We start from the raw sequence: 23,202 nt of genomic DNA, 5'->3' as shown, positions 1-23,202 counted from the left end.
CACCTCCTATGCTCTAGCCGCTTGTTTCTGCGCACGCCACTGATCAAGGATTACCGCGGCGACAATAATCGTCCCTTTGGCCATCTCTTGGTAGAAGGCATCGAGGCGCATAAATGTAAAACCGGAGATGATAACGCCAAAAATCAGCGCGCCAAGACAGGTGCCCAGAATAGAACCGCGCCCGCCTGCCAGCGAGGTGCCGCCGATAACAGCCATTGCGATAGCATCGAGCTCATACATCAAACCCATGCCGGCCTGACCTGTCAGCGCTTTAGAACTCATAACGATTGCGGCTAACGCGGAAAGAACACCCGCGATCGCGTAAATCAGAACTTTAAGGCGATCAACATTGATACCTGACATCAGCGCCGCTTGCTCGTTGGAACCGATAGCGTAGGTGTGCTTGCCGTACTTGGTGTACTTAAGCAGCAGGTGCATGACGATCGCTAGGCCCAGGAATATAAAGACCGGGTTCATACCTGTGCCAATCGCAACATAGTCTTCCTGTAGGAAAGAGATTGGACGGCCTTTGGTAACAAAGGTCGCGACACCGCGCATAAACAGCATCATGCCGAGGGTAACAATGAACGGCGGGATCTTGAACTTCGCAATTAGAAGACCGTTTACGACACCGGCCAACAATCCGACACTGAGCCCGACAGCCAATGGCACAATAATGGGCAGATCGAGCCATTCAGCACCTAGAATAGGCTTAACGTTCTCCATGCCATATTCATTCAGCGCACTCTGCGCAAATGCGGTTGTGATCATTGCCACACCGCCGACGATCGATCCGGAGCTGAGATCAATACCGCCAGAGATAATTACCTGTGTCACGCCCAACGCGATGATACCGATAATCGAAACCTGCAAAATAATAATTTTGAGACGCTGTTCGTTGAACAAAGTATCGACTTTGTCACGCGTGTTGAACAGGAAACTGTCTCCAATAATGGTGCGACCAAGAACTTCAAACAGCGCTACGATTGCAATCAGCGCTATGAAAACGTTCAACTCGGGCGGACGATGGCGTTTCTTGGGGTCGTACTTCAACCCACCCAGGCCATGTGTAGAACTAGACATTGGAACTACTCCGGGAAATAAAACAATTACCAAACATAAGAGCAGAGCTCCAAAACGGAGCTCTGCCAGGAGTCGAACTTACTTGCTAAGTTCTGGGTGAGTCTTCAGGATCTCAGGAGTGATCAGTTCGAAAGGAACGTAGTACTCGCGAGGAACACTTTCACCGTTAATCAGTTTCAGAACTGCGTCGATCGCACCTTCACCCTGCGCCTTAGCGTTCTGGAAGACAGTCACGTCCAGATCACCACCGCGCATTGCTGCCAGGGCATCATCAGTCGCGTCTACGCCACCAACAACGACATCATCCATGCTGATGCCAGCTGCTTTCATCGCCTGAATAGCACCCAGTGCCATTTCATCGTTGTTAGCAATAACGAAGTCGAAATCTTCGCCGGTAGACAACCAGTTGGTCATCAAATCCTGCGCTTCGTTACGCTGCCACATCGCAGTCTCTTTACCAATGATCTCCATGAAGTTACACATGTCGAGCTGTACAACCTGCTCAGCATCAATCGTACGCTGAACCGCTGCTTCAGACGCCAGGTCACCTACCAACAGGTAACCACGTGCACCACCGCTCTTACCTTCAGCACGCAACTGCAGACACATCTGGTAAGTCTGGTAAGTACCTGATTCAACTTCGTTAGATGCTACATATGCCTGACCTTCAGCCATTGACTCGAGTGGAGTTGGCTTACGGTTAACGAATACTGTAGGTACGCCAGCTTCTGCAGCCATCTTAGACATTGGACCTGCAGCTGTTGAGTCAACTGACTGGATAATCAGCGCATCAACACCGTTTGCGATGAAGTTACGAACCTGGTCGAGCTGACGACCAACATCGAGCTGCGCATCAACCTGGATCATCTCATGACCGAGAGACTCAGCGTATGCCTGTGAACCGTTACGCAGGATAGTAGAGAACTTGTCGTCAAAGTGGTGAGTTGCATAACCAATAGTTAGCGCAGAAGCAGCTGGAGCCTGAGTAAGAACGGCAGCCGCTAGACTTGCAGCAAGAATTGATTTTTTCATTTTTTTCGTCTCCTGTTGGTGTCTGGCACACCGATTATTGTTGTTGAACCAGATATCCCCGAAGGGACAATTTTCACGCTGAGTTGACTGCGCTAGGCAGCTAACTCACTTGCAATGAAATCGAATGATTGAGCGATCGCCTCAGCAGGGTTATCTAACCCGTGCACCTCTGGCGAGAAGGGCTCCAACGAGACTGGTCCTGTGTAACCCGCCTCTTGTAACTCTCGAATCTGATCAACATTACCAATACGGTCACGCACGTCAACCAAAATTCTATGTTCATCCTGCATATCCAGAGGCCCTAGGCTTGGATCTATAACACCAGAGATTTCGATAATGCCAATGTATTCAGGAAAGATTGGTGCGCCGGTAGCGCAGCCATTTGCAATGTAGTGGTGGAAGGTATCGTGTACTAGCATAAAGGTACCTTGCCCCTCTACTGCCTCAATCGCAGCAACCGCTTCGGCTTTGTGGCGCAACGAACACTGCGCAAACCCAAGCGGTTCGATAAAGCCTTTGATACCACCAGCCTGTAGCAGCGGTTTCAGCTCTGCTAGTGCAGCCCTAAGATTTTCTTGGCGCTCTCCATCGGCCGTCCCGCTACCATCATTGACTGGAATCAAACCAATGCCGGCCGCACCAATGGCACCGGCGGTGGCGATCAGCTCTGCAGCCTGTTCAGCGCGTTCTGCATTCCACTCATTGAAACGTTCCAACTGCGCCAAACCGGTAATCTGCATCTGCAGACTCGCAGCCAACTGGCGTACCTGCTCTGGCGAATCGCCGTCAAACAACGGTTTAATCAAATCGTTTCGATAATGAATACCGACGCACCCCAACTGCTTCGCCATACGCATAAAATCGTCATACCGCATATTCGGGCTGGTCATATGGTTAAGTGCTTTTGGTAGCATTCACTCTCTACTCTACGATTATCATCTGGCGAGAATAACAATCAATTTTTCATTCCGCAATATTTTGGAACGCACATTCCATAAAAATACGCTTTTTTTGGGAACCTTATGGAATGAGCGGTCTCCCTTTACCCAATCGCAGACCCAGCCTACCCCCTTAGGTTACTGCTAAAGCGCCCGCAATAGTTCTCTAGTCCTTGAAACAATCCGCCCTTCGAGATCTGACAAAATCTCAATGCGATCAAAGCGCTGCGGATGCTCTGCTAACACCCGCCTCAAATCTCGCCCAAACGCTTGTCGTAATTCAGTTCCGATATTGTATTTGCAGATAGCCGAACCCCGCGCCAGTGCCGCCCGTTGAGCGACAGGCACACCGGTACCACCATGAATCACCAGTGGTACCTCAGTCCCTGCCTCAATCCGAGCCAATAGTTCTTCATCGAGATCGGTCTGCGAATCGGTCTGCAGATGTACATTCCCGATGGAGATCGCCATCGCATCAACACCCGTCTCAATCGCGAAACGCCTCGCCTCCTCAGGATCGGTGCCCGCAGACGACTCGCCCGCAGCGTAGCCCACAAAGCCGATCTCGCCCTCCACTGAGATACCCGCAGCATGAGCCATACGCACAACCTCAGAAGTGCAGCGAATATTCTCTTCCAACGAGAGCCGAGAGCCGTCATACATAACGCCAGTAAAACCTGCCTTTATCGCTGTGCGACACTCCTCAAGATCGCGAGAGTGGTCAAGATGTACCACCACAGGCACACAAACCGACTCAGCGACAGAGCGCATCATTGCCGCCAGAACCGGGATAGGTGTGTGCGCACGACAGCCGGGGCCGGCCTGCAGAATCACCGGCACACCCTCCGCCTCGGCTGCGCGGGCATAAGCACGCATATCCTCCCAGCCCAAGCAGACCAACCCAGCAACTGCGTAGCGGTTTTTCAGCGCATCCTGAAGAACCTCTGCGAGTGTTACGATCATTTAAACTTCGACCACATGGACTTCATCCCAGGAATCGTCTCCAGCTGGCCGGCATGAGTCGGCTGGAAGTACGGTGACAGGCCGCGTTGTGCAGCACCACCAAGAATGGTGAAGTAGTACATCTGATAGCCCGGCATCACACAGCAGGGGTGGTAGCCGTCATCGATTAGGAAGGTTGAGCCATCAACGACGTGGAAAGCTTCACCTGGGTCGTCTTCGGACTTCTGCAGCAACTGCAGTGCCGAGCCAGTATTAGGCTTGAAGCGGAAGTTGTAGGTTTCGTCGTGACGTGTCTCTAAACCTTTGCGATCATTACCGTGCTTGTGGCTTGGGAAACCAGACCAGCCGCCTTCACCAACGGTGAATAGTTCCGAGACAAGAAGCTTCCCAACCTTACCCTGCTGCTTCATACCGAGGATATGTTTGATCTTGCGGTGCGTTTTGGTGTCGTCAGAGCCGTACTGAATCATCTCGATATCGTCAGCCATCACCGCAAACGGCTCTAAAACCTCCTCAAACGGAGCGCCCGCAATAAACACCTCGGCACTATCAGACTCACAGACGAATGCGGCCTTTTGACCCGTGGGCACGTAAACACCCTCCGGTTCACCATCCCAAACATCCTCTGTACGCAAGCCGATAGTGGCAATCTCTGCCCCCTCAACGCTGACGCTTACACGTCCGGTTGCTGGCACGATGCAGGTCTCAAACCCGGGAACCTCGTAGTCAAAACGCTCACCGCGCTTAAGTTTGACGATATTAAAGTAGTTAAGCGGTACCGTCTCGTTATTCACATCAACGATCGGTTGATTCTTATTATCGAATGGAGCGATGTGCATGATTAAACTCCTGACACTGTTTGTGTCGTGTTACGTGTACGTCTGAATTGATGGATATCCTCGAGATCAGGCATAGCCGGAGCACAGCCCACTCGAGTGACTACAATGGCAGCTGCCGCGCTGCCGATCTGAATTGCCTCGGTGATCGACTCACCGCGGCACAAACTAGCAAGTACTCCTCCGAGGAAGGCGTCTCCAGCCCCCGTAGGTTTGAGCGGTGAAACAGCGAAGACTCCGGTCTCAATCATCCGGCCGTCTGTCAGTAGGCTTTTGGAGCCGAACTCACCCCGTTTGTAAATACAGTTACAGCCCTGCGAGGTTAACAGCGCGGCTTCGGCCAAGCCTCGCTCGTAATCGCCAGCCAGATGGCCAAACTCTTCATCATTGCCGACCAGTAGATCCACATACTCTACCGCCTGGTGGTAAACAGTCTGCGCCATCGCTGGACTCTCCCAGGAGTAAGGACGGTAATCGAGATCCATAATCACCGGGATACCCACTACCTGCGCTTTCTTCAGCGCCAGTAGGCTGGCACTGCGAGAAGGCTCAAGCGTCAGGCAAGTACCGGTAATTACCAGAGCGCGGTACTCACGAAAATTGACGCCAGCAATCTGACTCTCATCCATCTGGAAATCAGCGGCATTATTACGATAGATAACTGATTGATGATCCTCTACCCGAGATTCAGCCAATGCCAGGCTGGTACGTTCATCGCCACGAATTGTTTTAACTAGATGGTCATCAATGCCGTAATGCGCAAGCTGATTGCGCACAAAACGTCCGACCGCATCATCAGAGACGCAGGTCAACAACCCAACTGGCACACCATAGCGGCTCAGTGCAGCTGCGATATTACCGCTCGAACCGCCCAAGGCCGTTGTGAACTGTGTAGCATCCTCGGTGCGCGTTCCCGGCGGGTCGGGATAGAGGTCCAACCCGGCTCGACCTATCACCAGAATTGGCTTATCGGACGCGGATAGTGCCTGCATCAGTTGCTCTGCCACTTAGACCCCCTTGCGCTGACGGCTACGCCCGGCTTCTGTCTCAGCATGCGCCTCGAGCACCTCTTTACGATTGGAGACAGCCGGCGTACCCACTTCCCACCAGGCATGCCCCTCATTTGTCCAACCCTCGTAAGGATCAACATCCATGACAATCACGTAGGTCTGGTCCGACGCTTTAGCTCGCTGGAAAGCGGCCTGCATCTGATCAGCATTAGCAACCCTCTCGGCTTTCGCGCCCAGACTCATCGCATGCTGCTCAAAATCAACACCCACCGGACGCGTCGCAGTCGGCGTATCTTTGAAGAGGTTATTGAAGCTTGCGTTACCCTTACCGGTCTGAAGCTTGTTGATAACAGCAAAGCCACCATTATCGAGCACCAAAATAATCAGCTTTTTATCAGTGATCACCGCAGAGTAAATATCAGAGTTCATCAACAGGTAGGAACCATCACCGACAAACACAATTGTATCGTTCTGCTTCTCTTGTTCACTCTGCGCGATACGGGCACCCCAACCACCGGCAATCTCATAACCCATGCAACTAAAACCAAACTCAACGTCAACCGTGCTCTCCTGCAAGGTGCGCCAGTTGGCTGTAACTTCGGCCGGCAACCCACCGGCGGCAGTCACGACTCGGTCACCCGCGTCACAGAGCGCATTCACAACGCCGATTGCCTGCGCATACCGGTTGGGACCTGAATTGATATCCGTATTGGCTGCGCGAATCACATCCCATGCTTCGCGCTCCGAGGCAGCCATGTCTAACCAGCCAGCCGGCGACCTGTACTCACCTAAGATCTCAGATAAAGGCCGGAGCGACTCTTTAGCGCCAGCAATCACCTCAACGCCTTGGTGCTTGAGTGCATCATGACGACCGGGATTAATTTTTATCAACTGCGTGCTTTCGCCAAATACGCTCCAAGACCCCGTAGTGAAGTCTTGTAGACGTGTTCCCACACAGAGGACAACATCAGCTTTATCGGCCAAATTGTTCGCAGAATCAGATCCTGTGACACCGAGTGGGCCGCAATTGAGCGGGTGATCCCAGCGCAAATTTGCACGCCCTGCTATCGTCTCAACCACCGGTATCTGGTGCGTCTCTGCAAAAACGCGCAGGGTGTCAATTGCATCCCCGTACTGCACACCTCCACCCGCTATAATCAGCGGACGCTGCGCGCTCTTAAGCAGCTCAGCGGCGCGTGCTAGTTCGACCGGATCAGGCAGAACAGCGCGCACTCGATGCACCTTGGGTGCGAAGAAGGACTCAGGGTAGTCGTAGACCCAACCCTGCACATCCTGCGGCAAGCCAATAAAGGCGGGGCCGCAATCCGCTGGATCGAGCATCGTGCCGATCGCTTGCGGCAAAGATTGCAGAATCTGCGCTGGGTGCGTGATACGGTCCCAGTAACGGGTCACCGATTTAAACGCATCCGTAACACCCAGCGTCGGGTTATTGAAATGTTCTACTTGCTGCAGCACAGGGTCAGGCAGACGGGTGGCGAAATTATCACCACAGAGCATCAGCATCGGGAGGCGGTTTGCCATCGCCAATGCAGAGGCTGTAATTAGGTTGGCGGTTCCGGGACCTGCCGAGGCAGTGCAGAACATAAATCGGCGACGCAGATGATATTTCGAGTAGGCTGCGGCAGCAAAGCCCATAGACTGCTCATTCTGCCCCCGATAGAGCGGCAGGTCGTCTTGGACCTCATAAAGTGCCTCGCCGAGACAGGTCACGTTGCCGTGGCCAAAAATACCGAAACCGCCACCGCACAGGCGCACCCGTTCGCCGTCGATCTCTATCCACTGATTCTGCAGATACTTCACGATTGCTTGGGCGGTAGTCAGGGTTAGAAATTTGCCCGAAGTTGTTGTCATTGACGCATCCTGTTATTGATTATTCTTTCGTATGACGATACAACATCTGCAACCGGTTGCAAACCTAAGGATAAAAGATGCAAAAAATCAGGCTCGGCGTTATTGGTGGTGGCTACATGGGCAAGGCCCATGCGATCGCAGCGCACTCAGTCAGCGCCGTAATGGAGCTCGATACCGCTGTTGAACTGGGGGGCATTGCAGCCGGCTCGCCAGAGAGCGCTGCGCGTTACGCAGCGATGTTCAAAGCACCGCGCTCATTCGGTTCGGCGCAAGCATTGATCGAGTCAGACGAGATAGATGCTGTCGTTATCGCCTCCCCGCAAAACACTCACCTTGAATTTGTTAAACTCTGCGCCGCAGCCGGCAAACCGGTCATGTGCGAGAAGCCGATGGGAAGAACCCTAGCTGAAGCTCAAGCCATAGCTGCGGCAGCCAAGCCCGTTGTGAACCTAGTCGCCTACAACTACATCAACACACCGGCTAGCGCCTATGCACGCAAACTTATTGCCGACGGCGCGATTGGTGAGATCACCTGGTTCCGTGGCGAACATAATGAAGACTTTATGGTTGAGCCTCTGGATAGCTGGCGTCTTTATGGTGACGCCAATGGCACCCTCGGTGACCTGGCTCCGCATGTTATACAGTGCGCCCTTGCATTTTGCGGTCCCATAGACTCGCTTGTAGCCGACATCAAATGCCGTCCCGAATCACGTCGCCAGAGCAAAAGCAGTAATTCAAACGACGATCAGATTCAGTTCATGTGTCAGTTCAGTAGTGGAGCGAACGGCTTTATCTCTTCGTCCAGGGTAGCCCACGGGCGCAAAATGGGCTACGCCTACGAGATACATGGCACCGAAGGGACCATTCGCTTCGATCAAGAAGACCAAAACTGCCTCTGGCTCTATCAACGCGATAGCGGCCCAAATGCAGGGTTTCAACGTATCCTTGCCGGTCCCGCTCATGGCGATTACCGGTTCTTTTGCCAAGGTCCTGCGCATGGCACAGGCTATCAAGACCAGATCATCATCGAACAGGCCAATTTTTTCCGTGCCATTCTGGGCCAGCAGCCCGCATGGCCAAGCTTTAACGACGGAGCTGAGGTTATGCGTGTTGTTGAAGCGGTCAGAGATTCACACAAACAATCGGGCTGGGTAAGCCTCTCAGAACAAAGATAAAAGGAAAAGAGAATGACAATAGGTGTTGGTAACGCACCCTGCTCCTGGGGTGTTGAATTTGCGGGTGATCCGCGCAACCCAACTTGGGAGACTGTCCTCAAGGAGTGCGCTGAAGCAGGCTACAAAGGTATTGAGCTTGGACCGATTGGTTTCATGCCCGAAGACCCAGCCGAACTTGCCAACGCACTAAAGAAGTATGGTTTGGAATTAACTGCGGGTGTTCTTTATCAGCCATTTCACGACCCTGAGGCATTCGAGGAACTGCTAGACAAAGCGCATCGAACCTGTCGCGCGCTGAAAGCGCACGGTGCCAACCAACTCGTGCTTATCGACTCAATTTCAGAGCGCCGTGCCCCCTCTGCTGGCCGCCCTGATGAAGCTGTAAAAATGGATAGCACTGAGTGGAGCGCGTTCGTTGAGCGTATTCGAGCGGTTGCTAAGCTCGGTACAGACGAGTATGGCCTAACAGTGAGCATCCATAGTCACAGTGCCGGTTTTGTGGATTATCTTCCAGAACTAGAGCAGTTACTAAAAGAGATCGGCCCCGAACATCTTAAACTCTGCGTCGATACAGGGCACCAGACATATGCAGGATTCGATCCCGTTGACTTCATGACGCGTCACTTCGACCGCCTCGCGTACGTTCATTTCAAAGACATTGACCCGGCCGTGAAAGCTGAAGTCATTCGCAATCGCACCGGCTTTTATGACGCTTGTGGGCAGGGTATATTCTGTAACCTAGGCAAAGGCGAGGTCAACTTCAATGCGGTTAAGCAGTTGCTAACCGAGCGCGGGTACAACGGCTGGATTACTGTCGAGCAAGACTGCGACCCAACGCTAGACGTTTCACCGATTACCGATGCGCGCGCAAACCGCGAGTTTCTCGCCAGCGTTGGCTTTTAATTTTTCTACTGGAGAAGTTCTACATGAAACCGATTAACTGGGGTTTGATTGGTGGCGGCCGCGGCAGCCAGATAGGGCCCGCCCACCGTCTCGGCGCCCGCTTAGACGGTCTATTTAACTTTAAAGCAGCTTCCCTGGATCACCGTCCTGACGAGGGTCGCGCCTATGGTGTTGAGCTCGGTTTGGATGCGGATCGCAGCTATGGCGATTGGCGCGAAATGTTGGAGGGCGAACGCAACCGCGACGATCGCGTTGAACTGGTCACCATCGCCACGCCCAACGACACCCACTACGAGATCAGTAAAGCGTTCTTGGAAGCGGGCTTTCACGTCCTTTGCGAGAAACCGCTAACAATGAATGTCGAGCAGGCTGAAGATCTGGTGCGCGTCGCTGCAGCTAGCGGCAAGATCTGCGCAGTGAATTATGGTTACTCCGGTTACTCGCTGGTACGTCATATGCGTGCCATGGTTGCGCGCGGGGATATTGGCAAAGTGCGAATGGTATTTGCGGAGTTTGCCCATGGTCACCACGCCGATGCAGCCGATGCCGACAACCCGCGCGTGCGCTGGCGTTACGATCCAAGCAAAGTCGGAGTATCCGCACAGTTTGCGGACTGCGGTATTCACGCTATGCATATGGCGAGCTTTGTAACCAACCAACGGGTTGAACAACTCAGCGCTGACTGTGTCAGCCTGATCCCTAGCCGCGAGCTGGAGGACGACGCGATGGTGAACTTCCGCATGTCTGAGGGAACCGTTGGCCGTCTGTGGACCTCATCCTGTGCCATCGGTCGCCAGCACGGCCTGACGATTCAGGTATTCGGTGAAACCGGTGGACTGCGCTGGGCACAAGAGCAGCCAAACCAGCTCTACTACACGCCCGTCGGTGGCCGCACACAGGTGATTGAGCGCGGTGAAGCAAATCTCTCACCTGAAGCGGATCGTTCGAGCCGTGTAACGGTGGGTCACGCTGAGGGGATGCCACTCGCATTTGGTAACATCTACACCGAGCTGGCTCAGGCGATTGAGATGGAAAAACAGGGCCAGACGCCCGATCTTGGCCTGATACCCATGGTAGATGCCGGTGCTGACTCGATTAAAGCGATCGCAGCGGTGGCGCGCTCAGGCAACAGCAACGGCAGTTGGGAGAGACTCTAACTCTGCTTAATCGGTGCCAGGGTGTCACGCTCAATAACCTCACAAGGCAGTAGCGTGACACTCGGTTTAAAGGCCTCAGCGGCATAGAGCCTCGCTTGCAGACGCTCAACCGTCAACTCCATCACTCGCGCAGTAGGCTGTGCAATGGTGGTGAGGCGTATATTCTCCCAAGCCGACATCTGGATGTTATTGAACCCCAATATTCCGACCTGCTCGGGTACTTTGACTCCGGCGCTTCGTAGCGCACTAACCGCACCAAAAGCGATCATATCGTCACCGCACAGATAACCCTGGGCTAAGCCTGACTCCATCAGATGGTGCATCGCTTCGTTACCTGCTTCAAAGGTATAACCCTGAGCGAAGTGCACTTGCACATCAGCCCCCTCGGCTTCAGCAACAGACATAAACCCACTCAAACGATCTCGAGTTGACGTTGCTAACTGCGGACCACCTAAGAACCCCAGACTCGTGTATCCCGAAGCCAGCAGACGACGCGCCGCCAAAGCACCAGCCGCTCGGTTATCTATGCTGACAACATCATACTGGCCATCATTGTCACGTCCGAACGCATGCACAACAAGCAAACCGGCGTCGACAAAGGCATCTGTGAAGCCCATCGGCAGCGTTGAGGTAGCCACGACAACGGCATCCACCTGATACTGCAACAACAGATCTAGACTTCGCTGCGGCTCCACCTCATCCGATAGGTTGATTAGCAGCGCACGCAATCCCCGCGCCTGAAGAAGACGCGTGAAGGTGTCGAAAATTTCTAAATAGGCAGGGTTTTTGAAGTTATTGGCGACCAGCCCCACAAGACCCGTCTGCCCCGTGGTTAAACTGCGCGCAAGAATATTGGGCCGGTAACCCAGTTCTCGCGCTGCTTTCTCGACACGCGCTCTCGTCTCGCCGGAAACAGATGCTCCGGGCGTAAAGGTACGCGAAACCGCACTACGACTGACACCCGCCAGTTCAGCTACATCAGCTAAGGTTATTTTTGTTCTTGAGGCCCGAGCCACGGCGCTTTTTCCTCTCCAAAACTCTTATCTAGAGAATTAACCATTTCTCGCGCAAGGTCTATAGTCAAACAGGGCATTTCGCACAGGAAAACCAATCAACCCATTCTCTTACCTGACCAAATCCTTATAATCGACTGAAAAGAATAGGGTGTAGATGATGGCAGAGCGTGATTACAGCCTGTTAGGTGAAAGCGGAAAACGAGCTGTGCAACTTGGCTTGGCTGACGCCGATTGGTATCGGTCTGATATTCCTCGCAAAGAGATGAAGCAGTTTATGCAACGCTCTGACCAGCCCGCTATTCGCGACACTATTTTGCTTTTTGCGCTGATGGTCGGCTTCGCCGCCGGGGGTATCTACCTCTGGGGTAGCTGGTACGCGGTGCCATTCTGGGCAGCCTATGGCGTGCTTTATGGATCTGCAATGGACTCTCGCTGGCACGAATGCAGCCACGGCACTGCCTTTCGCACTCGCTGGATGAATGAGTGGCTCTACCAGGTCGCCTGTTTCATGATGATCCGTAATCCTGTCGCCTGGCGCTGGAGCCACACGCGCCACCATACCGATACCATCATTGTCGGACGGGATCCTGAGATAGTCACGCAAAAACCGATCTCTTTTCTGCGTCTACTGCAGAACTATGTTGGCATTATGGATGTGATTAGCGGTCTCAAAGTGATGCTGATCAATGCGAGAGGACGCTTAGAGCCAGAGACTGAAACTTACATTCCTGAGATGGATCGACAGAAGGCGATCAGCGTTGCGCGCGTTTGGGTGCTGATCTATGCCGCAACGCTGGCAGCAACCTTTGCCCTGCAGTCTTGGATTCCCCTGATGCTGATTGGACTACCCCGCATCTATGGTGCCTGGCATATGGCACTGACCGGTATGACGCAGCATGCGGGACTGGCCGATAACGCCATCGATCACCGGCTCAATAGCCGCACCGTCTACATGAATCCAATAAGCCGGTTCATCTACTGGAACATGAACTACCACGTTGAACACCATATGTTCCCGACAGTGCCTTATCATGCGCTGCCCGCTCTGCATGAACGAATCAAAGACGACTTCCCCGAACCAAGCCCATCAATACTGGCGGCTTACCGAGAATTCATACCGGTACTTTGGCGCCAGCGAACAGAGCCAGACTATTATCTGCGTCGACCGCTGCCTTACACGGCGCGACCTTATCGGGAGCCCGCACTAGAACCGAACATACTGAAGCTGTAAACCAACCCGCCGCACGCTTCCAATTAGCGAAGAAGAGTTCAATGCTCGCCTAAAACTCTCGATCAAATCAGGGTAGAATACCGCGCATTAAACTGCAGCTGCGGCTGCGGTGTCTCGTTCTAGGACTCGATCTAAGGAAGTCACATGTCAGCTCTTATTCTCGACGGCAGTGCCGTAGCCAAAAAAACTGAAGCCGAACTCTCTGAGCGCGTTGCTGCTCTGAAAGAGCGCAGCGGCGGTCAGACTCCCGCGCTGGCCACTATTCTAGTCGGCGGCGATCCAGCCTCTGCCACCTATGTGCGCATGAAAGGCAACGCCTGCAAACGGATCGGCATGGAGTCGATTACCGTCGAGATGCCCGAAGAGACAACGACCGAAGAGCTGCTGGCTAAAATCCACGAGCTGAACGCAAACCCAAACTGCCACGGCATTCTGCTGCAGCACCCAGTACCTGCGCAGATTGATGAGCGCGCCTGCTTTGACGCCATTGATCTAGAGAAAGATGTAGACGGTGTCACTTGTCTAGGTTTTGGCCGCATGGCGATGCAGGAGGAGGCTTACGGCTCAGCTACTCCGCAAGGCATCATGCGCCTGCTTGAGGCATACGATATTCCGCTGTCGGGTAAGAACGCGGTCGTTGTTGGTCGCAGTCCGATACTGGGCAAACCCATGGCAATGATGCTTCTAAACAAAGACGCGACCGTAACCATCTGCCACTCACGCACCCAAGGTCTGGCCGACATTATTAAAGGCGCCGACATCGTTGTGGGTGCTGTGGGCCGTCCCGAGTTTATCAAAGCTGACTGGATTAAAGATGGAGCGATTGTTGTGGATGCCGGCTACCATCCAGGCGGTGTTGGCGACATCGAACTCGAGCCGTTGCATGAGCGTGTTAGCGCAATTACTCCAGTGCCGGGCGGTGTTGGACCAATGACCATTAATACGCTGATCTACCAGTGCGTCGCATCCGGCGAGAAGAAGATCGGTTAATCCGAGCTCAATGGAATTAGTGTCATCTCAATGGTCGGCTAAACAGTCGACCTTTTTTGTCAATCGCATCTTGTGATCTTGCGAACCACTCTGAACGAATCGAAATAAAGTGACGTAACGAGTGCAGGAGGAGACGATGCGATGCGATCTAAAACCATACTAATACTAACGCTAACCTTTACCCTGTTTTTGTCTGGTTGCTCACGCGATGGTTGGCAAACCGCTCGCCGTGATTCCGCAGGTATAGCACCACCTGCGGAAACAACAGAGGAGGCCGTACTGCATGTTTACGGTGCCGATGTGTATGGCTGGCGAGGAATATTTGCAATACATACTTGGATTGCAGCAAAACCTAGCGGCGCATCGAGCTATACGATATACGAGATACTGGGATGGCGTGCCAATCGAGGCCTGCCCGCGCTCGTCATTCGCCGTGACATACCCGATCGTTACTGGTTTGGTGCTGAGCCACAACTATTAGCCGCACATCAAGGTGAGGGCGTGGATCAGTTGATTACAGCAATCGATAAGGCGGCAAGAGATTACCCCTGGGCTAACGAGTACAAACTTTTCCCGGGCCCAAACTCGAACACCTTTCCTTCATGGATTGCCGAACAGGTACCCGAGCTGGAGTTGGATCTACCCTTGTCAGCTATTGGACAGAGTTGGCGTCCTTAGCGACCAGCTCGCCAACACGCTTTTTCAGCTCCTCTATTCGAATGGGCTTATTCATCACTGCATTTGCACCCGCTTGAAGCAGCGACTCGGTCTCCTGACCTAGGGTCGCTGCGGTCAATCCTATTATCGGCTGGTTATATCCTTGCTCGCGCGCTACCGTGACGAGCTCAATACCATTCATCTGCGGCATAAAGATATCGGTAAGCACCAGATCCACCTGACTTTTAGCTAGAATATCCAGAGCTTGCTGGCCATCCTTGGCAATCCGAAGAGCAGAGCACTCATCAGAGAGCAGTACAGCCGTCATCTGCAATATACCTGGATCATCTTCAACCAGGAGAACCGATAGCTCAGCTAGAGCCTGATTGGCCGCTGGGTAAACCGCAAGTTCCGCGTTAGTTGATTCGCTGACTATCTCTGCCTTCCAATTTAATACAAAACGGGCACCGCCGTGTGGGCTATCGGCATAGCTCAGAGTTGCGCCCATGATATTCGCTATCTGACGACAGACAAACAGCCCCAGACCTGTACCATTAATTGCCCCCTCTCCTCTCTCGTACGGCTCAAAAAGTCTGTCGATCTCAGTAGACGGTATACCTCGTCCGTCGTCATCCACGTAGAGCGTCAAATCGAAAAAACCACCCTCAAGCTCTTCGCAGTCTGCAGATAAGATCACCTGCGAGCCCTGCGAATGTAACAAGGCGTTCTTCACAAGGTTGGAGATCAACTGTTTCAGCGGCCCCTGCATTAACATCAGAGGGCGATCGGTTACTGAGTCACAAAGCGTAATCAGTTCCATACCCTCCTCCTGAGCCAGTGCCTTCAGTATGGTTATTTGGTTTGCGAGAAGTTCGCAGGGTAAAGCTGCCGAGAGTTCGCGCGACACCATCTCTTCAGGTTGAGAGACAGTCCTTAGCATATCGACCACACTGAGCAGCTGATCCACACTGGTTTCGAACAGCTTGCGATCGATCTGGCCTAGACCTCTGCGTTCCTGTTCAAGCTGCATTTTCAAGATAGCTGCCGGTGTGCGCATCTCATGCGCAATCACCGAGTACATATCCTTCTCACGTCGTTGTTGAACCACCGACTCGGCATGCTTTAGCCGAAGCTCACTCTGCACTTCCATGAGATCGGTAATATCCGTATTACTCACATTAACCGCGACCATATTTTCATGGTTGTCATAGTCGGGCCAATACCTGAGCTCAAACCAACGACCTTCGCGCGGCCCCAACGGAGCCTGATAGGTGGTTACGAGAGTACTCTGCTGCTTCAGTGTCTGTTGGATGCAATGATCATGAAAATCAGCATACTCTGGATGCATAAACGACTTGAGCTGCTCAAACGAGATGGAGCCGCCGGACTCCAAATTCCAGCGCCGCGCAAATTGATTGTTATAGGTAATAGTGCCGTCCCCCAACGACAGTCGCCAAAACACCAACTCCAACTGGTCACAAACACTATCAAACTTCTCAAACTCAACCGCTAACTTAGCCTTCTCATCTATTTGTATTTGTAACGACGAAAGTAACTGCTCTCTCACTGCCACTTCATCGTCGATATTCTGTGAATAGCCGATGCGATGAAGCTCGCCAGACTCATCAACATATTCATGTATCATCTCTTCTCGTAGCCAATGCCAAGAGGGCGATGAGTCACTCCCCTGCAGATTCACGCGAAACTCAGTTGACGTGCCAAGTTGCATAAGATTGCTCAGCACGTCACTTCGATATTTCGGCTCGATCATTTCCAACCAGCGCGACTGATCGATAAATTCTAGATTTTTGGAGTCATAGGCATAGAGAAACTGACCCTCGCCAGTGCTCGGGCGCAGATCAAACACATTGATTTTCGCTTGCGAGAGCACACTTCTAAGTGTGATATCTAGGGTCTTCAGTTTACCCTCTGATCGATCCAATAACCGGATATACCCGCGCAGAAAAAACAGCAGTCCAATCACTGCGATGAGAGTGACGAGTGAGCGCCCCACTACAGCTGGGTCAAGTCGCAGGAAGATCAGTGCAACCAGCAATACTGCGACGGAACCAACCGAGTAATAGACCAGAGGCCAAAAACGAGCAAACCCAAATACTCCAGCGAACGCTACAAACCCGGGCAACAGAATAGTGGCCACCTCCCCGTTGAACCAGACAAGCATCCACATTACTGCACCAGATAGAAAAACTGCATTCTCTACCCAAAGTGAGAGTTGGCGCGATCCAGAGCGGACAGCATATACATGAAGTAAAAGAATAAGCAGGACAACTAAACTCACTATTGGAAAGCGAAGTAGCGCATCCTCAGCGGGAAAATAGACGACAACAATAGTGGCTACCACAACAGCAAAAAAAGTGACGTAATTGAGGCGCAACCGCAGTCTGTCTATCTGCGAGAGCGACCTGTTTTTTTTATTGTTTTCTACATTCAACTTCTAGCCCTCACCATCTCACGACCATAAGGTATCTGAAAGGAATTATCTAGCCTACGCCGCTTATCTGACCCGATGTTACTCTCTGCTCAACTTCAACCCTCTTAGCCAGCACTGGCCGTCTTCGACCAAACCGTCCAACACCTCTCATTGATCACCCTGGGGCTCGACCCTCTAGCAAAGCAACTGGGCGCGGCATCAAACAGTTCAAGTCCGCCCAAGCGACAACTACCCATACCAGACAGACGAACGCGTGTTGAATAGACAAACAAAAATTATTTTCAAATTATCGAAATATATTAATGATTAATCATAAAAACATTAGAAACTTTCATTCTAAACACGCGAGGCAAACCATCAATAAGCCTATCAAAAACAAAGAGTTACAGAGTCGCAACCAATCCTTCTAACGCCAGCCACAAACCATCTCCTAACCTATTGATTTAATTGATATTTATTAAAAGAAATATATTGTTATTTATTTGTGATTAATCAATATTAATTTTATAATAATCATTAAAGCTTAACTGACTAATCAGGAGTCGTTCGAGATGCAGGAAAAAGAGATTCGATTACTGTTCAAAGCCGGTGTTTTTGAGCGTGCACAGTGCGCTCCAATCTCGATGTCACGCGGTTGGACACTGCGCTTTCTGACGCGTGATGGAGAGACAGTGCAGTTGGAATTGCAGCGCTCAAAGAAAGAGCGGGAGTTCAAAAGCCTCGACGGCGCAGCAGCTGTAGCCAAACGCATCGGCTTTGACTGGCTACAAGTTCGCCTAGGCGAACTGGAGTGGCAGGAGAAAGTCTAAACCAGGACGGTTTAGTGCTGCGAAGCACAGGATGTGCGAGAGCAGCCAGCCAGGGATGGTCTGTGTCGCGTAGCACAGGGATGTGCGAGAGCGACCTAGGCAAGGGACAACCCAATGTAGGGTCGATGTAGCACGCAGTGCTGTTTCGCGACAAAGCTAAATCGCTGTCGCGTAATACGCTTCGCGTACAACGCTCGTACACAAAGGCTTCTGAATAAGCTTGGACTAAAACTCAGCTCGAATAAGTTTGAGCCTTAGGTCGGAACGCGCGAAGGAAGTACAAAGATAAAAGGTAGCTGGAGCACTAAACTCGGCTCGGGGATAGCGCTGAAAGACTGAGCCTGCCAGTAGTTCAGCATCGCAGATCTGACACACCCCATTACGGCATGCCCTGCGCTGATTGATACCGAAGCCGTTGAGTTGCTCCAGCAGAGGAAGTTCGGGATCGACCTGAAACATCTGGTCGACCCCTTCAATTGCGAGACTGAAAGATTCAGTCATCGATACCAAGATCTTTCCAGATCTCATCAACACGCGTCTTAATAGACTCATCCATCGTGATCGGTTCACCCCACTCGCGAGTGGTTTCGCCCTCCCACTTATTGGTAGCGTCCATTCCCATTTTTGAGCCAAGGCCAGAAACAGGTGAGGCGAAGTCGAGATAGTCGATCGGTGTGTTCTCAATCATCGTCGTGTCGCGGGCCGGATCCATGCGCGTTGTAATGGCCCAGATCACGTCATTCCAGTCACGTACGTTCACGTCGTCGTCACAGACGATAACGAACTTGGTGTACATAAACTGTCGCAAAAATGACCAGACGCCGAGCATGATGCGTTTGGCATGCCCTGGATAGGCTTTCTTCATACTGACCACTGCCATGCGGTAGCTACAACCCTCTGGCGGTAGATAGAAGTCGACTATCTCCGGGAACTGTTTCTGCAGAATGGGGACGAACACCTCATTCAGCGCCACACCCAAGATGGCTGGTTCATCGGGTGGACGACCCGTGTAGGTGCTATGGTAAATCGGATCTTTACGCATCGTAATGCGCTCTACCGTGAATACTGGAAACTGATCCACCTCGTTGTAGTAACCCGTGTGATCGCCGAACGGCCCCTCGTCTGCCATCTCATCGGGGTAGAGGTAACCCTCGAGCACGATCTCAGCACTGGCAGGCACCTGCAGATCGCTGCCAATACATTGAGTAACCTCCGTTTTACCGCCTCGCAATAGTCCCGCGAAAGCGTACTCAGAGAGTGTGTCAGGCACTGGAGTAACTGCACCTAGGATGGTAGCCGGATCGGCTCCTAGCGCCACAGCTACGGGAAAAGGCTCGCCCGGACGCTCGTTTTTCCACTCACGAAAATCCAGCGCTCCACCGCGATGCGCTAGCCAGCGCATAATCAGTTTGTTTTTGCCAATTAGCTGCTGACGATAGATACCCAAGTTCTGCCGTGACTTATTCGGGCCACGAGTAATCACCAACGGCCAGGTCACCAATGGGCCAGCGTCACCAGGCCAGCAGGTCTGAATGGGAATGCGGTTGAGGTCAACCTCATCACCCTCAAGCACCACCTGCTGACAGGGCGCATTGCGTACTTGCTTGGGCCCCATATTAAGAACCTGCTTGAAGATCGGGAGTTTATCCCAGGCATCTTTAAACCCTTTGGGCGGCTCAGGCTCTTTCAACTGCGCCAGCAACTTACCGACCTCTCTGAGTGCTGAGACTGACTCTTCTCCCATCCCCAGTGCCACTCGTTCGGGCGTGCCAAAGAGGTTTCCCAATACCGGCATCTCATAGCCGATCGGGTTTTCGAATAACAGCGCTGGACCTCCGCGGCGCAGTGTGCGGTCGCAGATCTCCGTCATCTCTAAGTTAGGATCGACCGGGTGACTGATACGTTTGAGCTCACCACGCTTCTCAAGCTGATCGATAAAGTCGCGTAGATCTCTGTACTTCGGTGATGCCATCTTTGCTCCTAAACAGTGCTAGCGGCAGAAAAACAAAAGGGCGAGTTGTTACGCTCGCCCTTTGTAGATGGATTAGCCTATCGGCTCGGGGCGAGCCCCTACATCTTATTACTTGCGCTTCATCGACAGGAAGAACTCTTCATTAGTCTTGAAGTCTTTCAGCTTATCGATGACAAACTCAGTCGCAGCTGCATCCTCCATTGGATCCAGCAGCTTGCGCAGAATCCACATACGCTGCAGCTCTTCTTCAGTCGTCAGCAGGTCTTCGCGACGCGTGCCTGAACGGCGGATGTTGATCGCAGGGAAGACACGCTTCTCTGCAACGCGACGATCCAGATGAACCTCAGAGTTACCTGTGCCTTTGAACTCCTCAAAGATAACTTCGTCCATCTTGGAGCCAGTATCGACCAGCGCAGTCGCGATGATGGTTAGGCTGCCACCCTCTTCAATGTTACGTGCAGCACCAAAGAAGCGCTTAGGACGCTCGAGTGCGTGTGCATCCACACCACCGGTCAGTACTTTACCGGATGAAGGGATAACCGTGTTGTACGCGCGTGCCAGACGGGTGATAGAGTCAAGCAGGATAACCACGTCTTTCTTGTGCTCGGTCAGGCGCTTCGCCTTCTCCAGCACCATCTCTGCAACCTGTACGTGGCGTGATGGAGGCTCATCGAAAGTTGACGCAACCACTTCGCCGCGCACGGTGCGCTGCATGTCGGTTACCTCTTCCGGACGCTCGTCAATCAGCAGCACGATTAGGTACACGTCTGGGTTGTTACGCGTGATGCTGTTAGCAATGTTCTGCAGCATCAGTGTCTTACCTGCCTTCGGCGGTGACACGATCAACGCGCGCTGACCTTTACCCATAGGGCTTACCAGATCCAGTACACGCGCAGTGATATCTTCAGTTGAGCCGTTACCGATCTCCATGCGCATGCGATTCTGCGCAAACAGTGGCGTCAGGTTCTCAAATAGGATCTTGTTCTTAGCGTTCTCTGGCTGATCATAGTTGATCTCAGAGACCTTCAGCAGCGCAAAGTAACGCTCACTATCCTTCGGCGGACGGATCTTACCGGAGATTGTGTCACCGGTACGCAAATTAAATCGGCGTATCTGGCTAGGTGATACGTAGATATCGTCTGGGCCGGCCAGGTACGAGGAGTCCGCGGAGCGTAAGAAGCCGAAGCCATCCTGCAGGATCTCAAGTACGCCGTCGCCGTAGATATCTTCACCGCTGCGCGCATGCTTCTTCAGAATCGCGAAGATAACATCCTGTTTGCGTGAACGAGCGAGGTTGTCGAGTCCCATCTCTGCTGCAATGTTGAGCAGGTCGGGCATAGATTTTAATTTAAGTTCGGTAAGATTCATTGTCGTAATAGATGAAGGGCTAGTTGCAGCCGAACGGCTGGATTGCCGGAAGGTTTAAGTTAAGAAGAAGGAGTTCGAAAAGTTTCTTTCGGAATGTCAGGCTAAATATATACAGCGTCTGCGGGGCTGTCCAGCAAACTGGTCAAAAAAAGAGCAGATCGATGAAATCTGCTCTTTTCGAATAACAAAAGCTTATAGATTTGCGTCTACAAAGGCAGCCAACTGCGACTTCGACAGCGCGCCAACTTTGGTCGCTTCAACGTTACCGCCTTTGAAAAGCATCAGCGTTGGGATACCGCGAATGCCAAACTTAGGCGGAGTCTCATTGTTCTCGTCAATGTTCAATTTACAGACTTTAATGCGTCCGTCGTACTCTTTCGCGATCTCTTCCAAGACAGGTGCAATCATCTTGCATGGACCACACCACTCAGCCCAGTAATCAACCAATACCGGTAGGTCAGCTTTCAGTACATCTTCTTCAAAGCTGGCATCACTTACATTAACGATGTTCTCACTCATTCGTGAATCTCTCCAAAGCGCTTGCACGCTGTTAATCAGTATACGTCTATGAAACGAATTCTTACGCACTCTATTGCGCAAAACAGTGGCTGGATAATAGCATCTGTATCCACTTTTGGGGAATCGCCCCAAGGTTTAACTTGTGCACCCCTTTCGAGATCATTCAAACATGCACCTGAGCTTTGCCCAACATAGCCGTATAGTGGCTCATCAATGGTACGAAATCACAGTCACTCTGTTTAAAGTTCTGATTCCAGCATTGATTGTGGTACGCCTGCTGGAACAGGCCGGATTTGTTGATTTACTTGCCCAACTACTGGCGCCACTGATGCACCTAATCGACCTGCCACCCTTGGCTGGATTGATTTGGGCAACAGCGATGCTGACCAACATTTATGCCGGTCTGGTGATCATGATCACCTACGCATCCGATTGGACACTGGCGCAGGTGACCTGCATGGGTATGTTGATGCTCGGCGCTCATAACCTGCTGGTAGAGGTCAGCATTGCGCGTAAAGCGGGCTGTCGCATCCTGCCACAAACACTGATGCGGATTGTCAGCGCCTTTCTACTCGCTTGGCTATTGAGTTGGTACTACGCCGACGATGCGATGATGCAGCAAACCCACGCCTTCATCTGGCAGCCCGAGGTGCGCGGCGCGGACTGGGCGACATGGACTAAAACCCAGCTCGCCAGCCTATTCTGGACAGCCGTTGTTATCTTTGTGCTAGTCACGGCCCTACAGATTCTCAAGGTCACCGGCATTGAACGCATGCTAGAGAGAGCTCTTAAACCACTGCTGAAACTGATTGGAATCTCACAAAAAGCGCTGTCGATGACATTGATCGGTATGACATTAGGGCTCGCGTTTGGCGGCGGCCTTTTGATTCGCGAAGCGGAAAAAGGCGAACTCACGCCACGAGAAATTCTCTCGGCCATCAGTTTGCTGGGACTGTGTCACAGCCTGATTGAGGATACCCTGCTGATTGCACTGACCGGCGCATCACTTTGGGCAGTGGTGGGTTACAGGTTGATCTGGGCGCTGCTTCTGATTGCAATCATTGCGAGGCTCATTCCGTTGATTCCAGATAGGATGCTGGATCGGTGGTTTGCTACATCGGTGGTAAAAGAGCCAACGGAACGGGTCGGGTAATAGCCGCTTTGCGGCTACAACCCTCCTACAGGACGATTGTGTAGCAGCGATCTACGCGAAGCGTAC

General features: G+C 52.3%; 21 protein-coding genes. 8 read left to right on the top strand and 13 right to left on the bottom strand.

What is annotated here, in order from left to right:
• Positions 1–6: 6 nt before the first annotated feature.
• From AC1WNR_RS02230 to iolD, 7 genes are all read right to left on the bottom strand, one after another.
• A complete protein-coding gene (locus tag AC1WNR_RS02230; protein WP_481642915.1) occupies positions 7–1,083 on the bottom strand; it encodes an ABC transporter permease in 1,077 nt (358 codons plus the stop codon).
• Positions 1,084–1,161: 78 nt separating this feature from the next.
• Positions 1,162–2,115, bottom strand: coding sequence for a substrate-binding domain-containing protein (locus tag AC1WNR_RS02225; protein WP_481642914.1), 954 nt, complete (start codon positions 2,113–2,115; stop codon positions 1,162–1,164).
• A gap of 92 nt (positions 2,116–2,207) precedes the next feature.
• Positions 2,208–3,029, bottom strand: coding sequence for a TIM barrel protein (locus AC1WNR_RS02220; RefSeq protein WP_481642913.1), 822 nt, complete (start codon positions 3,027–3,029; stop codon positions 2,208–2,210).
• A gap of 168 nt (positions 3,030–3,197) precedes the next feature.
• Positions 3,198–4,016, bottom strand: coding sequence for a class II fructose-bisphosphate aldolase (locus tag AC1WNR_RS02215; RefSeq protein ID WP_481642912.1), 819 nt, complete (start codon positions 4,014–4,016; stop codon positions 3,198–3,200).
• Positions 4,013–4,855 (bottom strand): 5-deoxy-glucuronate isomerase, encoded by an 843-nt coding sequence (locus AC1WNR_RS02210; RefSeq protein WP_481642911.1) that lies wholly within the window; start codon positions 4,853–4,855, stop codon positions 4,013–4,015. The genes AC1WNR_RS02215 and AC1WNR_RS02210 overlap by 4 nt, the downstream gene beginning before the upstream one ends.
• A 2-nt stretch (positions 4,856–4,857) precedes the next feature.
• Positions 4,858–5,859, bottom strand: a complete 1,002-nt coding sequence (gene iolC / locus AC1WNR_RS02205; protein WP_481642910.1) for a 5-dehydro-2-deoxygluconokinase — start codon at positions 5,857–5,859, stop codon at positions 4,858–4,860.
• Positions 5,860–7,734: a 3D-(3,5/4)-trihydroxycyclohexane-1,2-dione acylhydrolase (decyclizing) gene (iolD, locus tag AC1WNR_RS02200; protein ID WP_481642909.1), complete on the bottom strand. Its 1,875-nt coding sequence runs from the start codon at positions 7,732–7,734 to the stop codon at positions 5,860–5,862.
• Between the two features lie 77 nt (positions 7,735–7,811).
• On the opposite strand from iolD, the gene AC1WNR_RS02195 reads away from it, so the two are divergent.
• From AC1WNR_RS02195 to AC1WNR_RS02185, 3 genes are read left to right on the top strand one after another with little or no spacing between them, the layout of a single operon-like run.
• Entirely contained in the window at positions 7,812–8,909 is a 1,098-nt protein-coding gene (locus AC1WNR_RS02195; protein ID WP_481642908.1) for a Gfo/Idh/MocA family protein, read from the top strand.
• 12 nt (positions 8,910–8,921) lie between these two features.
• On the top strand, positions 8,922–9,812 hold the full coding sequence (locus AC1WNR_RS02190) for a TIM barrel protein (protein ID WP_481642907.1): 891 nt from the start codon (positions 8,922–8,924) through the stop codon (positions 9,810–9,812).
• A 23-nt stretch (positions 9,813–9,835) separates the two neighbouring features.
• Positions 9,836–10,969: a Gfo/Idh/MocA family protein gene (locus AC1WNR_RS02185; RefSeq protein WP_481642906.1), complete on the top strand. Its 1,134-nt coding sequence runs from the start codon at positions 9,836–9,838 to the stop codon at positions 10,967–10,969.
• On the opposite strand, the gene AC1WNR_RS02180 is transcribed toward AC1WNR_RS02185, so the two are convergent.
• Complete coding sequence (locus AC1WNR_RS02180; protein WP_481642905.1) at positions 10,966–11,985, bottom strand: LacI family DNA-binding transcriptional regulator; 1,020 nt, start codon at positions 11,983–11,985, stop codon at positions 10,966–10,968. The two genes, AC1WNR_RS02185 and AC1WNR_RS02180, sit on opposite strands and share 4 nt — an antisense overlap.
• Positions 11,986–12,142: 157 nt before the next feature.
• On the opposite strand from AC1WNR_RS02180, the gene AC1WNR_RS02175 reads away from it, so the two are divergent.
• From AC1WNR_RS02175 to AC1WNR_RS02165, 3 genes are all read left to right on the top strand, one after another.
• Entirely contained in the window at positions 12,143–13,216 is a 1,074-nt protein-coding gene (locus AC1WNR_RS02175; RefSeq protein WP_481642904.1) for a fatty acid desaturase family protein, read from the top strand.
• 144 nt (positions 13,217–13,360) lie between these two features.
• Positions 13,361–14,206 (top strand): bifunctional methylenetetrahydrofolate dehydrogenase/methenyltetrahydrofolate cyclohydrolase FolD, encoded by an 846-nt coding sequence (gene folD, locus AC1WNR_RS02170; RefSeq protein WP_481642903.1) that lies wholly within the window; start codon positions 13,361–13,363, stop codon positions 14,204–14,206.
• Between the two features lie 141 nt (positions 14,207–14,347).
• A complete protein-coding gene (locus tag AC1WNR_RS02165) occupies positions 14,348–14,884 on the top strand; it encodes a DUF3750 domain-containing protein (RefSeq protein WP_481642902.1) in 537 nt (178 codons plus the stop codon).
• Here AC1WNR_RS02165 and AC1WNR_RS02160 read toward each other — a convergent pair.
• Positions 14,859–17,051 carry a PAS domain-containing hybrid sensor histidine kinase/response regulator gene (locus AC1WNR_RS02160; RefSeq protein WP_481642901.1) on the bottom strand — a complete coding sequence of 731 codons (2,193 nt, stop codon included), beginning with the start codon at positions 17,049–17,051 and terminating at the stop codon, positions 14,859–14,861. The genes AC1WNR_RS02165 and AC1WNR_RS02160 overlap by 26 nt on opposite strands.
• An 815-nt stretch (positions 17,052–17,866) precedes the next feature.
• Between AC1WNR_RS02160 and AC1WNR_RS02155 the strand changes: the two genes are divergently transcribed.
• Positions 17,867–18,124, top strand: a complete 258-nt coding sequence (locus AC1WNR_RS02155; RefSeq protein WP_481642900.1) for a hypothetical protein — start codon at positions 17,867–17,869, stop codon at positions 18,122–18,124.
• A gap of 225 nt (positions 18,125–18,349) precedes the next feature.
• Here the strand turns inward: AC1WNR_RS02155 and AC1WNR_RS02150 are convergent, their stop codons facing one another.
• From AC1WNR_RS02150 to trxA, 4 genes are all read right to left on the bottom strand, one after another.
• Positions 18,350–18,625 carry a 2Fe-2S iron-sulfur cluster binding domain-containing protein gene (locus tag AC1WNR_RS02150; protein ID WP_481642899.1) on the bottom strand — a complete coding sequence of 92 codons (276 nt, stop codon included), beginning with the start codon at positions 18,623–18,625 and terminating at the stop codon, positions 18,350–18,352.
• Positions 18,618–20,096: a 4-hydroxy-3-polyprenylbenzoate decarboxylase gene (ubiD, locus tag AC1WNR_RS02145; protein ID WP_481642898.1), complete on the bottom strand. Its 1,479-nt coding sequence runs from the start codon at positions 20,094–20,096 to the stop codon at positions 18,618–18,620. Before ubiD ends, AC1WNR_RS02150 begins: the two co-directional genes overlap by 8 nt.
• A gap of 108 nt (positions 20,097–20,204) precedes the next feature.
• Positions 20,205–21,464 (bottom strand): transcription termination factor Rho, encoded by a 1,260-nt coding sequence (rho, locus tag AC1WNR_RS02140; RefSeq protein WP_481642897.1) that lies wholly within the window; start codon positions 21,462–21,464, stop codon positions 20,205–20,207.
• Between the two features lie 192 nt (positions 21,465–21,656).
• Positions 21,657–21,983, bottom strand: coding sequence for a thioredoxin TrxA (gene trxA / locus AC1WNR_RS02135; RefSeq protein ID WP_481642896.1), 327 nt, complete (start codon positions 21,981–21,983; stop codon positions 21,657–21,659).
• 142 nt (positions 21,984–22,125) lie between these two features.
• Here trxA and AC1WNR_RS02130 point away from each other — a divergent pair, with 142 nt between their 5' ends.
• Entirely contained in the window at positions 22,126–23,136 is a 1,011-nt protein-coding gene (locus tag AC1WNR_RS02130) for a hypothetical protein (protein ID WP_481642895.1), read from the top strand.
• Positions 23,137–23,202: the final 66 nt, after the last annotated feature.

The sequence above is a fragment of the Marinobacterium marisflavi genome, from assembly GCF_982447095.1.
Note: the sequence above shows the minus strand (reverse complement) of the source record. Positions and strands in the feature narration are given on the sequence as shown.